General features: G+C 52.4%; 13 protein-coding genes. 3 read left to right on the plus strand and 10 right to left on the minus strand.

What is annotated here, in order from left to right; translation table 11 throughout:
• Positions 1-99: 99 nt before the first annotated feature.
• From argH to J0A68_RS22945, 10 genes are all read right to left on the minus strand, one after another.
• On the minus strand, positions 100-1,434 hold the full coding sequence (gene argH / locus J0A68_RS14095; RefSeq protein ID WP_206578849.1) for an argininosuccinate lyase: 1,335 nt from the start codon (positions 1,432-1,434) through the stop codon (positions 100-102).
• A 12-nt stretch (positions 1,435-1,446) separates the two neighbouring features.
• A complete protein-coding gene (locus J0A68_RS14100; RefSeq protein WP_206578850.1) occupies positions 1,447-2,517 on the minus strand; it encodes a M20/M25/M40 family metallo-hydrolase in 1,071 nt (356 codons plus the stop codon).
• A complete protein-coding gene (gene argB, locus J0A68_RS14105; protein ID WP_206578851.1) occupies positions 2,517-3,317 on the minus strand; it encodes an acetylglutamate kinase in 801 nt (266 codons plus the stop codon). The genes J0A68_RS14100 and argB overlap by 1 nt, the downstream gene beginning before the upstream one ends.
• 25 nt (positions 3,318-3,342) lie before the next feature.
• Entirely contained in the window at positions 3,343-4,287 is a 945-nt protein-coding gene (locus J0A68_RS14110; protein WP_206578852.1) for a Rossmann-fold NAD(P)-binding domain-containing protein, read from the minus strand.
• Between the two features lie 3 nt (positions 4,288-4,290).
• Positions 4,291-5,424 carry an aspartate aminotransferase family protein gene (locus J0A68_RS14115; protein WP_206578853.1) on the minus strand — a complete coding sequence of 378 codons (1,134 nt, stop codon included), beginning with the start codon at positions 5,422-5,424 and terminating at the stop codon, positions 4,291-4,293.
• 94 nt (positions 5,425-5,518) lie between these two features.
• Positions 5,519-6,487, minus strand: coding sequence for an N-acetyl-gamma-glutamyl-phosphate reductase (gene argC / locus J0A68_RS14120; RefSeq protein ID WP_206578854.1), 969 nt, complete (start codon positions 6,485-6,487; stop codon positions 5,519-5,521).
• Entirely contained in the window at positions 6,480-7,670 is a 1,191-nt protein-coding gene (locus tag J0A68_RS14125; protein ID WP_206578855.1) for an argininosuccinate synthase, read from the minus strand. Before J0A68_RS14125 ends, argC begins: the two co-directional genes overlap by 8 nt.
• A gap of 36 nt (positions 7,671-7,706) precedes the next feature.
• Complete coding sequence (locus J0A68_RS14130) at positions 7,707-8,390, minus strand: GNAT family N-acetyltransferase (RefSeq protein WP_206578856.1); 684 nt, start codon at positions 8,388-8,390, stop codon at positions 7,707-7,709.
• A gap of 384 nt (positions 8,391-8,774) precedes the next feature.
• Positions 8,775-10,019 (minus strand): aminotransferase class V-fold PLP-dependent enzyme, encoded by a 1,245-nt coding sequence (locus J0A68_RS14135; protein ID WP_206578857.1) that lies wholly within the window; start codon positions 10,017-10,019, stop codon positions 8,775-8,777.
• Positions 10,020-10,032: 13 nt separating this feature from the next.
• Positions 10,033-10,158 carry a hypothetical protein gene (locus J0A68_RS22945; protein ID WP_262898028.1) on the minus strand — a complete coding sequence of 42 codons (126 nt, stop codon included), beginning with the start codon at positions 10,156-10,158 and terminating at the stop codon, positions 10,033-10,035.
• A 200-nt stretch (positions 10,159-10,358) separates the two neighbouring features.
• Between J0A68_RS22945 and J0A68_RS14140 the strand changes: the two genes are divergently transcribed.
• From J0A68_RS14140 to J0A68_RS14150, 3 genes are all read left to right on the plus strand, one after another.
• Complete coding sequence (locus J0A68_RS14140) at positions 10,359-11,066, plus strand: DsbA family oxidoreductase (RefSeq protein ID WP_206578858.1); 708 nt, start codon at positions 10,359-10,361, stop codon at positions 11,064-11,066.
• A gap of 234 nt (positions 11,067-11,300) precedes the next feature.
• A complete protein-coding gene (locus J0A68_RS14145) occupies positions 11,301-13,724 on the plus strand; it encodes a TonB-dependent receptor (protein ID WP_236025597.1) in 2,424 nt (807 codons plus the stop codon).
• 12 nt (positions 13,725-13,736) lie between these two features.
• Positions 13,737-15,068: a DUF4374 domain-containing protein gene (locus J0A68_RS14150; RefSeq protein WP_206578859.1), complete on the plus strand. Its 1,332-nt coding sequence runs from the start codon at positions 13,737-13,739 to the stop codon at positions 15,066-15,068.
• Positions 15,069-15,530 lie beyond the last annotated feature (462 nt).

Consider the following 15,530-nt stretch of genomic DNA (forward strand, 5'->3'; position numbering starts at 1 on the left):
GAAAATAAGAATAGTACCGCTTGAATAAAAGCAATACACGCTAAAAATAATTTTCCGCCTAGAATATTTTCCGATTCACTTATCGGGTAAAATAAAATTCTAGCTGATCAGGCTGCTGTAGGCTAGGTCGATTTTGCTGAAGTCAAAGGCCTGTTTAGCTGCATCCATTTTCCCCTGGATTGCCGCCAGAGATAGATTGCCGATGCTGCCCTCATGGCTATGGCTCAACTGGCTCTGGTCTGGGGCAAACTGGTCTGCTTCGATTTCAAGCCCCACCTGCTTGTAGGCATCACGGAAAGGCACGCCCTTCAGCACGAGCTCGTTGACCACTTCCACGGAGAAAAGATGCTTATAAAAGGAGTCTTGGAGGATGTTTTGGCGGACTTTGATCGAGCGGAGCATGAAGGTACTCATGGCCACGCAGGACTTCAGCATCTCAAAGGCCGGGAAGATCTCTTCCTTCAGCAGCTGCATGTCGCGGTGGTAGCCCGTGCTCATGTTGGTCAGCAGCAGGCTTACCGTCGTCGGTACGCCCTGGATTTGGTTGGTTTTGGCACGAATCAGCTCAAAGACGTCCGGGTTCTTCTTGTGCGGCATGATGCTGCTGCCCGTAGTCAGGTCGTCCGGAAAGGCGATGAAGGCAAAGTGCTGGTTCATAAACAGGCACACGTCCGTCGCCAGCCTGTTTAGCGTACCGGCGATTCCCGCCATGGCAAAAGCCAGCGTGCGCTCGGTTTTCCCTCGGCTGTTTTGCGCATTGATCACATTGTGGTGCAGGTCTGCAAAGCCCAAAAGCTCCGTCGTCAAGGTTCTGTCCAGGGGAAAGCTGGAGCCATAGCCAGCCGCAGAGCCCAGGGGATTTTTGTTGCTCAGGTCAAAGGCGGCCTTGAGCAAGCCCAGATCCTCGGTCAGGCCTTCGGCAAAAGAACCAAACCAAAGTCCAAAGGAAGAAGGCATGGCCAGCTGGGTGTGGGTGTAGCCGGGCATGAGGTTATTTTTGTGCTTTTCGGAAAGCTCCATCAGCATCGCAAACAGCTCCTCGATCTCTTCTACCAACTCCCGGATGGCCGAGCGGTAAAACAGCTTGAGGTCGACCAGCACCTGGTCATTTCGGCTGCGGCCGCTGTGCAGTTTTTTTCCCACTTCCCCATAGCGCTCCGTGAGCAAAAACTCTACCTGGGAGTGCACGTCTTCCACGCCCGGTGCGATGGCGAACTTGCCCTCGCCGATCTCCGCGTAGATTTCTTTCAGCCCCTTTTGCAAAACAACATTGTCCTCGGCGGTCAGCAAACCGATCTTTTCCAGCATGTGGGCATGGGCCATGGAGCCGAGCACGTCAAATGGTGCCAGCACGATGTCGAATTCGGGATCGCGGCCGATGGTGAACTGTTCTACTTCTTTTTTGCTGCCGGTGGCTTTTTGCCAGAGTTTCATGGGTAAGTTGCTTTAGCTGAGTTCAGCGTATTTGTTGACGATGGAGATGTAGCCTTGGATTCCGTTTTTGATTTCCTCCAGGAAAATGAATTCGTCGGCTGTATGAGACCTGGCGGAGTCGCCGGGACCGATCTTGACCGAAGGCCAAGGGATAAGCGCCTGGTCGGAGAGCGTGGGGCTGCCGAATTTTTCGAGCTCCAGCTTGGCTGCCACGCGGTACATCAGGTGTCCGTCCGGTAAGTGGGAGGACTGCAAGCGCATGGAGCGGGGCGTCAGGTCTGCCTTGAGATTCCGCTGGAGCTCGGCAAAGGCCTCCTCCAGGGTATAGGCATCTGTCACGCGTACGTCCAGGGTGTACTCACAGAGATCGGGAATCACGTTGTGCTGGTGGCCAGCCTTGATGACCGTCATCGTGACTTTGGTACGTCCCAGGAAGGGTGAGGATTTGAAAAATTCGAAGTTTCTGATCTCGTCGAGGTCTTCCATGGCTAGGTAGATCGCGTTGACACCTTCCTCCCGGGCGGCGTGGCCGGCCTTGCCATGGATTTTGGCATCGATCACCAGCAGGCCTTTTTCGGCTACCGCGAGACGCATTTGGGTGGGTTCGCCCACGATGGCGAGCTCCGCTTCGGGCAAAGTTGCTGTCAGTGAGGCTATCCCATTTGGCCCGGAAATCTCCTCTTCCGCAGAGGCGATCAGGAGCAGGTTGAAGGGTAAGGGCTTGCCGATGAAATGGCAAAAGGTGGCAATCAGGCACACCAGCGGTCCACCGGCATCGTTGCTGCCGAGCCCGAAAAGCTTCCCGCCTTCGACGCTGGGCAAAAAGGGATCTTTGGTGTAGCCATTGTTGGGCTTAACGGTGTCGTGGTGGGAATTGAGCCAAATCGTAGGCAACACGGGGTTGTACTCGCTTGCGAAAGCCCAGACATTGTTTCCTGAGCGATTGACGTTTATGCCTTTTTCTGTCAAAAAGACTTCAATCCTATCCGCAGTCTTGCCCTCCTCCTTGGAGTAGGAGGGGATGGCGATCAAGTCCTTGAGCAGCTGTACCGCCTCATCAAAAAGTGCTTTTGGCTTCTCCATCAGTATAGGTCAAATCGGTTGCGCTCGATGGTGGTGCCTGAGAGTTTACCCTTGGCAGCGAGGAGTAGGTTTTCGGCCTTTCCGATCCACACGTGGTTCACGCCCTTTTCCAAAGCCGCAAAGGCGTTGTCCAGCTTGGGGATCATGCCGGAGTGGATCACGTTTTCCTTGCGCAGCTCGGCATAGATATCCTCGTTGATCAGCGGGATGATGGAGTTGTCGTTCTTCTCATCGACCAGCACACCGGCTTTGTTGAAGCAAAAGTAGAGGTTCACTTGGTGTTCGGCGGCTAGGCTTGTCGCCAGAGCAGAAGCGATGGAGTCGGCGTTCGTATTGAGCAGTTGGCCTTTTTTGTCGTGGGTGATCGCATTGACCACGGGCTGGAGCCCGGCGGTAAGCAGTGCGTCGATCAGCTTGACATTGATCTCTTGGATATCGCCTACAAAGCCGTAGTCAATCCCCTTCACGGGACGCTTGATGGAGCGGATCAGGTTGCCGTCCGCGCCGGTCATGCCGATGGCGTTGACTTTGAGAGCTTGCAGCTTGGCCACCAGGTTTTTGTTGATCAGGCCCGCATAGACCATGGTGACGATGTCCAGGGTGTCCTTGTCCGTAATCCGACGGCCATCGACCATCTCGGGCATCACGCCCAGCGACTCCCCAAAGCGGGACGCCATCACGCCGCCTCCATGCACGAGGATTTTGTTTCCTGGGAATTTGGCGAAAAGGGCCAAAAACTCATCCAGTTTGTCAGGGAAGTCAATGACGTTCCCGCCAATCTTGATAATTGAAATCTTCATAGGTTTGGTGGCTTGAAAAAAGGCATCAACCCAACAGGGTGCTGATCACCGCTTGGGCTGCGTAGATTCTGTTTTCGGCTTGTTTTTGCACCAAAGAGCGCGCCCCGTCCAGGATCTCGTCGGAGAGTTCCAGGTTTCTCCTGACGGGCAGGCAGTGCATTACTTTGGCGTTTTTGGCGTTTTTTAGGTGTTTTTCGGTCAGCATCCAGCTCGGGTCGGTGCTGATGATTTTCCCGTAGTCGTTGAATCCCGACCAGTTTTTGACATACACGAAATCCGCATCTTCCAGCGCCTTGCTTTGGTTGTGCTCGATGGTCGCGCCTTGGGAAAACTTCGGATCTAACTCGTATCCGGCAGGATGTGTGATCGTGAGGTCATGTCCCATCCCGACGGTCCACTCCGCAAAGCTGTTGGCTACCGCGTGGGGGATCGCCTTGATATGGGGAGCCCAGGTGAGCACAACTTTGGGTTTTTTCTTTTCCAGGGAAAACTCCCGGATAGTGATCTGATCCGCGAGGCTTTGAAGCGGATGGCGGATGGCCGACTCCAAGCTGACCACCGGTATGCCGCAATATTTCACAAACTGGCCGAAGACAAAGTCGTTGACGTCTTCTTCCCGGTTGGTCAGGGAGGGAAAAGCTCGGATCGCCAAGATGTCAAAATAGCTGCCCAAGACACCCGCTGCATCCTTGATGTGCTCCACGGTGCCTTTGTTCATGATCGCGCCTTCCTTCATCTCCAGCGCCCAGCCTTCCTTGTCCATGTTGAGGACGATGGCTTCCATGCCGAGATTTTGTGCGGCGATCTGGGTGCTGACGCGGGTTCGGAGGGAGGGGTTCAAAAAAATACAGCCCACCCGTTTGCCCTGCCCTTTGGCCAGGTCGAGTCGGGGATTGGCTTTATAGGAAAGAGCCAGGTCAATCAGTTCCTGACCCAGCTCTTTGGATTCAAATTGCGTGAAATGCTTCATCTATCAGTCGGTGGCTAAGATTTCTTTGAGAGCGATCAAAAACGAATTTAGCTCATTCCACTCGACCGACAAAGGCGGAAGCAGGCGAATGGTCTGCTTGGCCGAGGCCGAACCGGTGAATTGCTTGTATTTTTTCACCAGCTCGGAGCGCACAGGTCCCGCATCACGGTCGAGGTCGATGCCGATCATCAGGCCCTTTCCGCGGACTTCGAGGACTCCGGGGATTTGCTTGAGTTCGGCCATCACTTTCTCGCCCAGTTCATTTGCCTTAGCCTGGAGATTTTCGGATTCCATCACTTCCAGCACGGCCAGCCCAGCCGCGCAGGCAAGGTGATTTCCGCCGAAAGTGGTTCCCAACAAACCGTAGCTTGCTTTGAATTCTGGAGAAATCAACAATCCGCCGATGGGAAAACCGTTGCCCATGCCTTTGGCCATGGAGATCAGGTCAGGTTGGATGCCAGCCCACTGGAAAGCGAAAAACTTCCCGGTTCGGCCATAGCCCGACTGCACCTCGTCGAGGATGAGTTTGGCTTCGTATTTTTTGCAAAGGGAAGAAAGACCGCGAAGAAAGTCCTCAGAAGGAACCTGGATGCCGCCCACGCCTTGGATGCCTTCTACGATCACGCCAGCGATGGTATTGGTCTTCAAGGCTTCCTCTACCGCGTCCAGATCTCCGAAGGGAACGATGTGGAAATCCTCGCGTGTGTTGCAGGGAGCGACGATCTTGGGATTGTCGGTCAAAGCGACTGCGCCGGAAGTTCTTCCGTGGAAGCCGCCGCTGAAGGCGACAAAGCCGGATTTTCCGGTGGCGAAGGACGCCAATTTGATGGCGTTTTCGTTGGCTTCAGCGCCGGAGTTGGCTAGGAATAGCTGGTAATCCGGTAGGCCAGAGAGCTCGCCGAGCTTGGTGGCCAATTCCTGCTGGATAGGGATCTGGATGGAATTGGAATAAAAGCCCATCAAGTCCAGCTGATCCTTGAGACGCTTGACGTAGTGGGGATGGGTGTGTCCGATGGAGATCACGGCATGGCCGCCGTAGAGATCCAGGTATTCCGCCCCGTTTTCGTCCCAAAGCTTGCAGCCTTGGGCTTTGGTCAATGTGACGGGGATCAGGGGATATACGTCGAATAAATTCATTTTGAGTTCTGATTTTGGATTGATGATTTACGACGCTGGCTTGCGAGTCCATCTCCGAGGCATCCCTCGGTGCTTTTCTTTCGCGTCAAAAACTTCAAAAAGCGATGGACTTCAGCCTCAGCCCCATCCTCTCTTCCAGTCCAAAGGCCAGGTTATAGTTTTGCACCGCCTGTCCAGACGCGCCTTTTAGCAGGTTGTCAATCGCGGAGTAGACCACCAGTTTGCCCGCTTCCTTCTGCACATGGATGATGCACTTGTTGGTATTCACTGCCTGCTTCAGGTCGATGTCCTGGTCGGACACATGGGTGAAAGCGGCATCCTTGTAAAATTCCTTGTAGGCTTCGATAGCTTCTTCCTCCGTTCCTTCGAAAGGAAAATACGCCGTCACCCAAATCCCACGGGAGAAATTGCCGCGATAGGGGACGAAAAGCAGTTCTGAACCAAAGTCAGCATTGATTTGCCCAAAAGTCTGCTTGATCTCCTTCAGGTGCTGGTGGGTAAAAAGCTTGTACACCGACATGTTGCCGGTGCGGTAGCTGAAGTGGGAAGTCTCGGCCAGTTTCTTTCCTGCACCGGTAGAACCCGTGATGCCGGAGATATGGATGCTCCCATTGGCCCAGCCTTTGGCGATAGCCGGAGCCAAGGCCAGCTGAATGCCGGTGGCGAAGCAGCCTGGGTTGGCGATTTTCTTTGCAGACTGGATTTTAGCCTTGTTTACTTCCGGAAGTCCATAGACAAAGCCATTGGACTCGTTACGGAAATCGGTGGACAAGTCAATGATGACCGTCTCAGGAGCAAAGGGATGCTTTTCCAAAAATCCCTTGGTCTCGCCATGTGGCAATCCCAAGAAAACGGCATCTACGCCTTCAGCAGGTACTTTGTCGGTAAAAACCAAGTCGCAGTCGCCGATCAGATCGGGATGGACTTCGCTTACTTTTTTGCCTTTTTGGCTATTGGAATGCACGCAGACCAGTTCGCAGGCAGGATGGTGGACGAGGAGGCGAAGCAGCTCGCCTCCGGTGTATCCTGCCGCGCCGATCACCGCGGTTTTGATCTTAGTCATTGCTGTTTACTTTATGGAAGATGGCGGTTTGGTTGCCCAGGATTCGGGTGAAGCCTTTCACATCTTCGCCGGTGTAGCCTTTGTTCATCTCGCCGTAGCTGCCAAACTTGGAGGACATCAGGTCGTGGTCGGAAATAATCCCCAACAGGGTAAATCGATACGGCTGGAGCAACACGCGAACGTCTCCGCTCACAAACTCCTGCGTGCTGGCTAGGAAAGCCTCCAGGTTTCTCATCACCGGATCCAGGTAGTGGCCCTCGTGCAGGTGATTGCCGTAGAACTCGGCCTGCTGGTTTTTCCAAAACATCTGCCACTTGGTCAAGGTGTGTTTCTCCAGCAACTGGTGTGCTTTGATGATGACAATCGGGGCGGCAGCCTCGAAGCCTACGCGGCCTTTGATCCCGATGATGGTGTCACCCACGTGGATGTCGCGGCCGATGCCGTAGGGAGCAGCCAGCGCCTGAACCTTTTGGATCGCATCGACAGAGTTTTCAAAAGACTCGCCATTCACGCCCTTGAGTTCTCCTTGAACGAAAGTCAGCTTGATCTCTTTCGCCTCTGTTTCGGTCACTTGGGTAGGCCAAGCTTCCTCGGGAAGGAAGTCGGAAGAAGTCAGGGTTTCCTTTCCTCCCACAGAAGTTCCCCAAATTCCTTTGTTGATGGAATAGGCTGCCTTTTCGAAGTTCATCTCCACGCCGTGCTTTTTCAGGTAGTCGATTTCCTCCTGACGGGAAAGCTTCAGGTCGCGGATCGGGGTGATGATCTCGATATCGGGCACGATGGTCTGGAAGATCATGTCAAAGCGAACCTGGTCGTTGCCAGCGCCGGTAGAGCCGTGGGCCACGGCCTTCGCTCCGATGGACTTGGCGTATTCAGCCAAAGACTTGGCCTGGAGGATTCGCTCGGCCGATACGGAGAGGGGGTAGGTGGCGTTTTTCAGCACGTTGCCGAAAACAAGATACTTGATCACCTCTTCATAGTAAGTATCGAGTACTTCCAAAATCTTGAAGGAAGCAACGCCCAAAGTGTTGGCGCGGGCTTCGATGGTGGCCAGCTCTTCTTTAGAAAAACCTCCGGTGTTTACGATGACCGCGTGGACTTCGTAGCCCAGGTCTTTGGTCAGGTGAAGCGCGCAAAAGGTGGTATCCAAGCCCCCACTGTAGGCTAAAACGACTTTCTTCATGATGTCTAAACAGGTTGGTTTCCCGAAGGAAATTGGTTAAAGGAAAATGCTCTTGACCGAATCCTTTGACTTGGTCAGCTTGAGCATCATGTATTTTTTGAGTCTGACCCATCGGTCAAACAGTTTTAGGTCTTTTTTGAAATCATCCCGCAGCGCCAAGTCTTCCGTGTGGTTCTTTTTGGCCTGGGGATCATAGAGCATGGCAGTGCAGATGCAGTTCTGACGGTTTTTGGAAGTCAGGATTTCATAATTGACGCAGCTTTGGCAGCCTTTCCAAAACTCCTGGTCGTCGGTGAGGTCAGCATAGGACACCGGGATATAGCCCAGCTCGGAATTGATCTTCATCACCGCCGCGCCGGTAGTCAAGCCAAAGATCTTGGAATCGGGGTATTTCTTACGGCTGAGTTTGAAGATTTCCTGCTTGATCTTGCGTGCAAGGCCATACTTTCTAAACTCTGGGGAAACAATGAGGCCGGAGTTGGCGACATATTTTCCATGTCCCCAAGCCTCGATGTAGCAAAATCCCGCCCAGCGACCATCGGAGGACAGGGCTATCACCGCCTTGCCTTCGTCCATCTTGGTTTCGATGTAGGCAGGGCTACGCTTGGCAATGCCAGTTCCGCGGGCTTTCGCAGAACTTTCCATTTCCTCGGTGATTTGGGTCGAATAGATCTTGTGAGAGGGATCAGCTACTATGATTTTGAAAGAGACTTCTTCCATGGATAAGACATGAATTGAACCGTCCGGAAGGACCAGTACTTGGGTTGAAATTTACTTACGGAATTAGGCGAGGGGTGTTTTCCAGGTGGGAAAACAGTAAATATCATAGGGTCAAACCCTAAAAGTAAACCTGTTCCTCCTCGAAGGAGAAAAATCAGGCATAGCAATGCGCGCCATCACCCAGCCGAATGCCGGAGCCGAATAGGATGCTATGTCTGTGGAGTAAATCATGCTTTTGAGGGTGCAAATGTTGTTTGTTGAAAAACTAATTGCAAGAAAAATACCAAAAAATTGCGGCTCCGTCCCCGGATTGTCCATTGGTTAATGGTTACCACAATTTTATCTTTTCCAGACCAGGTATTTTGCCGATTAATTTTTCGTCACTTAGGCCGCCATTTCCTTTAAAGCTTTTACCAACTGGTCTAGTTCCCCGGTTGTGGTAAAAACATTCGGACAGATGCGGCAGCCTTTGACGCCAGCCCCGTCTATGGGCGCGGAGTAGATCTTGTATTTTTCGAAAAGTACCTTGCCCATGTCGGCCGGGCTCATTTTCTCCACCCACACGTTGCCAATGCCGCAGCATCGCTCTGCTTCCTCTGGCGTGTTGACGGTGATTCCGGGATGGTTTCTGACCTGGTCTGACCAGTATTTCTGTAAAAATCTCAGGCGTTCCTCTTTCTTTTTTCCACCGATCCGATTGTGGAAATCTATGGCATCCAGCACTGTGAGGTCCGTATGGACCGGATGGGTACCGATGTGGTTGAGATAGGAGATGGTTTTCAGTTCCAGGTTGCCGGGTGCGAGCAGGGGCTCGATCTTGGAGATTTTGTCCTTTTTCACATACAACATCCCACATCCCAGCGGCACGCTCAGCCACTTGTGCAGGCTGCTGCCATAGTAGTCGCAGTCCAGCTCGTGCAGGTCAAAGGTAAATTGCCCCACGGCATGCGCTCCGTCCAGCATGACTTCCACGCCCTGGACATGAGCCATATCGGCGATCTTCCGCACAGGGAGGATGTGTCCGGTGATGTTGACGATGTGCGGCACCATGATCAGCTTGGTCTTTGGTGTGATGGCCTGGCGATAGGCTTCCACGACTTCCTCGTCGCTTTTGGGATGCATGGGAATGTCGATCTTGACCGTTTTGATTCCCCAGCGCTTGGCTGCCAGCTCAAACATCGTCTGCATCGTGCCGTAATCCTGATTGGCAAACACGGCTTCGTCGCCCGCTTGCCAAGGATAGCCGGAGATGATCAGGTCTAGGGACTCGGTGGTATTTCTGGTCAAAACGACTTCCTCGGGATCTGTGCCCAGCAGCTTGGCAACGGCAGCGGCGGACTTGGCTTTGTTTTCAAACTGCACCGTCCGCATGTAGTAGGCCGCCTGATAGTTGATGTCCCGGATGTGGTTCATGTACTTTTCCAGCGTTTCCTCGGGGAGAAAGCAATAGTTGCCGTTTTCCAGATTGATGTAGTCGGGATTGAGGCGGTAGCCTTTCCTGAGCTGGTCCCAGATGTCATCCGCGGCAAAGTCAAGCCTGTCCAGGGAAAAGGCGGAAGTCTTTTGGGGCAAAAGGCTGGAGCCAAGTCCGGCCACAGCGAGGGATTTCAGAAAAGTGCGTTTTTTCATGGTAAGGTCGGGATTAAAGCAGGTAGGAAAGTAGCCAGACCAGAACCAAAAAGATCGCCATCCAGGTGATCCATGGGGAGCGCTTGGGAAACTCAAACTGGCAGATGGGGCAATTTTTGGCCTTTGTATCTACTTCCATGGCACAGGAGGGGCATTCTTTGGTTTTCACGATCCGTTGAACTCTTTAGGCTGTTTATCGATTTGGAAGATAATCAAATCAACTAAGCCATGAAATCGGGCGTGAGTTACTTTAGTCTGAAAGTTGATTTTTGCTAACCTCAAATCCCACCTGCCTGTCGGCTGACAGGTGAGCCATCTATTAACTTAACTTATCCACACATGAAAATCGAAATTTGGTCGGATGTCGTTTGTCCCTTTTGCTACATCGGGAAAAGAAAGCTGGAAAAAGCCCTGGACAAATTCCCCCAAAAAGACAAGATAGAAATCGAATGGAAGAGCTTTCAGCTCAACCCCGACCAGGAGACGAATCCCAACCTGAGCACCCTGGAGCACCTGTCCCAGTCCAAGGGCTGGTCTATGGAGCAGACCCGCGAGATCACTTCCAACGTGGTGAATATGGCAGCGGCGCAGGGCTTGGACTTTGACTTTGACAAGGCTGTGGTCGCCAACACCAAAAATGCCCATCGACTGATCCATATGGCAAAAGCCATTGGGAAAGGCGGGGAGATGAAGGAGCGCTTGCTGCAAGCGTACTTTTCCGAAGGAAAAAATGTCGATGACTTTGCGACCTTGATGTCTCTCGGAGAAGAGCTGGGACTCGGCGAAGCCGACGTTGCCGAAATGCTTGAATCGGAACGGTTCGAAGACGCTGTGGACCAAGATATTTATGAGTCTCGCCAGCTGGGCGTCAGAGGTGTTCCTTTCTTCGTGTTGGATCGGAAGTTTGGCATCTCCGGAGCACAGGCTGACGAGGTATTTGACCAGACGCTGGAAAAAGCCTGGGCGGATTATGCCAAGGAAAATCCGGTGCTAAAAATGGCTGGAACTGAGGATGGAGAAAGCTGCGATGTGGATGGGAATTGCTGATTTGGGTACCTAGTATCCAATAGCAAGTACGGCTACGACATGAAATCAAAAATCCGCTGGAAAGGGAGGTGAACATCCCGATTCGGCTGATTTTTTATGTTTTGCGTAAGCGCTTGACTTTTAAATATTACCAAGTCAAAAAATGTCGGGAGGGAAATGGCATGGCAAAAAAGATTTAATAATATTTAGACTAATTCTAATTAAGCTTTATTTTCGCGGCATAATTCGCTGGTGATGAAAATGGCTTTCTGTGCGATGGCTCTGGCTTTCGTAGGATTTTTGAATACAACTTTTGTTTTTTCCCAGACCGGAACGATTTCGGGAAAACTGACTTTTGAGGATGGAACTCCGGTGGCCTATGCGACCATGCATATCGCCGCTTTGAGGAAGCATACCCTTTCTGACGAGAGAGGCAACTATTCCCTCCCGGAAATACCCTACGGCAACCATGAGCTGGAAATTGCCAGCATGGAGATCCAAAAGGGAACCCACCGCATTGAAATCAACCAGTCGAAGCACAGCCAGACCTTTGTCCTGCAACGGGCGGGGGATAGGCAACTCGCTGAAGTGCTGGTGCAAGGCGCCTCTGTCAAGGAAGAAATCGAGGAGACCGGTTTTGCGGTGAATGTGATCGAGACGAAGCGCGCCGCCCTGCAATCGCTGCAGACCAATGATTTGCTCAACCGATCCGTAGGGGTCAAGGTGAGGCAGGCGGGAGGCTTGGGATCTGCTGTAAACTACAATCTCAACGGTATGTCGGGCAACTCGGTCCGCATTTTTATCGACGGCATCCCGATCTCTACCTACGGGGCTTCTTTCAGCCTCAATAGCATTCCTCCTGCGCTGATCGACCGCATCGAAATCTACAAAGGCGTGATCCCTGCCCATCTGGCGGACGATGCCCTCGGCGGCGCGATCAACGTGATCCTCAAAAAGAGCGTGGGGACAAATCTGAGCGCGTCCCTGTCCTACGGCTCCTTCAACACGCAGCAGGCTAACTTCAACGGGAGCTTCCGGGATGCCAAGTCCGGCTTTACCGTAAAAGCCTCCGGCTTCTACAACTATTCGGACAATGACTATGAGGTTTGGGGCAAGTTTGTAAGGAATATCCTGCCCAACGGACGCTACGACTATGTCCGTGCCAGACGTTTCAACGACGCCTACCGCTCTGTCGGAGGACTGGTGGAAGTCGGCTTTACCGGAGTGAAGTGGGCGGACCAGTTCCTCATCGGATACAACGGCTCGGATGACTACAAGGAAATCCAGCATGGTACCTACATGACGATCCCTTACATGGGCCGCTTTACCGAGTCTTCGTCCAATGTGCTAAGTCTGAACTACAGAAAGTCCGATTTCATTGCCAAGGGCCTGGAGGTGACTTTCAGCGGAATGCTGAGCGAGCGAAACCAGGTGGTCAACGACACCGTGCGCTGGAACTACGACTGGTTTGGGAACCTTAGCTACGGGCTAAACGGCGAACCCATCCGCCGCCCATCCGGAGCCCAGCAGGGAGCGCCAACGATCAACCACATCGATCGAAACGTAGGGACTTTCCGCAGTGGGTTCAACTATGATTTTGCCAAAAACCACCGACTCGTTTTCAGCCACATGTACTACGAGATCGATCGGCAACAACGGGACGAAATGCGTCCAGCCATTGAGCGGGAGTTTATCGGTACTCGGGATCTGATCAAGAACGTGTCCGCCTTGGCCTACGAATTCACCGGCTTCGATTCCCGACTGAAGTCCAACCTTTTTGGAAAGTACTACCAGCAGAAGATCGACCGTATGGACCCCAAGCTGCAAAACCAAAACGGCGAGATGGTCAAAGTCGAAGATCGGGTGGCCAGCAACAAGCAGACGCCTGGCTATGGCCTGGCGCTTTCCTACACCCTGAATCCCAAATTCACGATCCTCACCTCGGCTGAGAAGGCGGTTAGGCTTCCTTCCGAAAATGAGGTCTTTGGAAGCCCGGGGGACAACATCATCGAAAACATCGGTATCCGTCCGGAGATCAGCAACAACCTGAATGTGGGGTTTCGCGCTGTCCCGTTGGAAAAAGCAGACCACAAGTTGAGTCTCTACCTGTCTGGTTTCGTGCGGGACACCAAGGACAAAATCGTCCAGCGGATCAATCCCCGTCTCAACGACGCGGTGCAGACAGATCCCTTCGAAAACTTGGGAAAGACCAAGTCCATAGGATTTGAGGGGGAGCTGGCCTATTCCTTCAAGCAAAACCTCAACGTGTCGGTCAATGTGTCGAAGTTCAATTCGGTGTTCAACATGCGTCTCGACCCGAACGGCAACGAATACTCCTACTACAACCAACAGCTGCCAAACGAGCCCTTTTTCACCATCAACAGCACCATACGGTATGCCCTGAACAACCTCATCCAGGACAATTCTGTGGTCAACCTGTACTACGGGTTTGGCTTTGTGGACAGGTTTTACACCACTTGGTTGGAGATCGAAGACTTCCGGACTCCACGTCAGTTTATCCAAGACTTGGGAGTCAACTATGTATTCCCAAGCAAAAGGCTGGTCATCAGCGGCGACGTGCGCAACATCTTTGACCAGCAGGCCTATGACAATTTTGCCGTCCAAAAGCCCGGTAGGGGCTTTTACCTAAAAATCAATTACACTCTCAATAATTTCTAACTAGTACGATTTATGAAAAAGCAATTTTTAAATCTTGGACTTCTAACGGCTATGCTGGGTGCTGCGGCTCTGGCAAGCTGTACTGACAACGGGGGAGACCCAGTGACGCCGCCTACCGAAACCGAAGATCGCTGGATCACGGTGGCCGGTGCGCTGATGGGCACCAACCCAGGTGACGGCAACGGAGGTACCAAGGTGTTTTCGGTAAGCAAGGAGGAGGCAAAAAATCCGGACGTACGCATCAGCGTTTTTGCGGATGGATACGGAGTGCCTTCCAACCGAACCGCTCGTCTCCAGTCTTCCGAGGATGGCAATACTCTTTTCAACATCGCCTACACCGGCGACAACGGCGGGGAATTTTCCAAGTATGACGTGAAGGGTGGCGCTGAATATCCAAAGGCGGACGTGTCGGTAAACATCTCCCAATATGCGGGCACTTCCCCGAGATGGGTGAAGCTTTTTGACGAGGACAAAACCGGAATAGCCGTCAATGTGGCCAATATCGAAGCCAACAACGCACCTGGGGGCTCCACCCCGAGCGCGCCTTTCGCCTACTATAGAGGAACAGCCACTGTTTTGGCACTGGATCTTCAAAACGCGCTGATTTCAGCTTTCAAACAATATCAGATTCCATTGACTCCACAGGAGGAAGCGGCTGGCCATACCATCTTCAGACTGGACGCTCCCGTACTGAACCAAGCCGGCAATAAGCTTCTCATCGGTACCTGGATGCGTAAATACGACGTGGCTACCGGAACCACCCAAGGCGACTACGAGCGTCTGGGCACCAAAACCGTCGTGGTGGACTATCCTTCCCTGGAAAATCCGACCGTCATTACCTCTACTGTAGGCTTTGGTGACTGCTCTGGCTACAGAAGCTTCAACAGCTTCCTGGCCGAGGACGGCTCCATCTACCAGGCTACCCAGCGTGATCCCAATGGCTCGCACATCCTCAAAATCACCTCCGCCAACCAGTATGACAACTCCTATGTTTTCAGCCTCGATGCAGCGCTGGGAGTGGACGATGTCTATGTCGATGCGTGGAGATATGCGGGTGACAACAAAGCCATCGCGCTATACACCCATGGCGGCAGCGACCAAGGCTATATCGCCTATGTGGACCTTGCGGCCAAGACTGCTACCAAAGTTGACATCCCGTACGACGCTGACTTGGATTTTGGTCAGTACCAAGGTTTCGTAGTGGACGGAGATGAAGTCTATGTCGCAGTGACGCCTACCGGCAAAGACGGCAACATCTACATCATCAACACCAAAACCGGTGTGGCCACCAAAGGCGCCACTTTGGTCAACGAGCCAGGCAACCACTACATCGGTATCTTCTAAACCATCACACGCCGGGCAACCCGGTGTAAACAAAAAGAAACTCCCGGCAGATCTGTCGGGAGTTTCTTGTTGGTAGGGGGGAGGTGAAGGAGCGCCTGATGCAAGATTACTTTTGAGAGGGGAAAGCTGCGGGGTGGGAGGAGACTTCTAGAAAGTAGCAAGTATCAAGTACAAAGTAGCTAGAGGCTTGATCGATATTTTGGTTTGCCATTCAGGATAAAGAAAGTCCGTGGATCGGAAGGTTTTTTCCAACTGATTCCACGGACTTTTTATGCACGTTATCTCTGGTCAGCCAATCTTGGTTCTTGACTCTTGGTTCTAGCTACTTGATACTTTGACTATGCCTGAAAATGGTTGTCACTATTCTGTCAATTATCGAGTTAGAATTTCTGTTTTCAATGGATTCTTCTTCTTTGGTTGTTCAGGTATTCTTGGTTTCAATTCCAATGTATAACCGGTGAT

Origin of the sequence: Algoriphagus oliviformis (genome assembly GCF_017254915.1) — a bacterium.
GTDB lineage: Bacteria > Bacteroidota > Bacteroidia > Cytophagales > Cyclobacteriaceae > Algoriphagus > Algoriphagus oliviformis.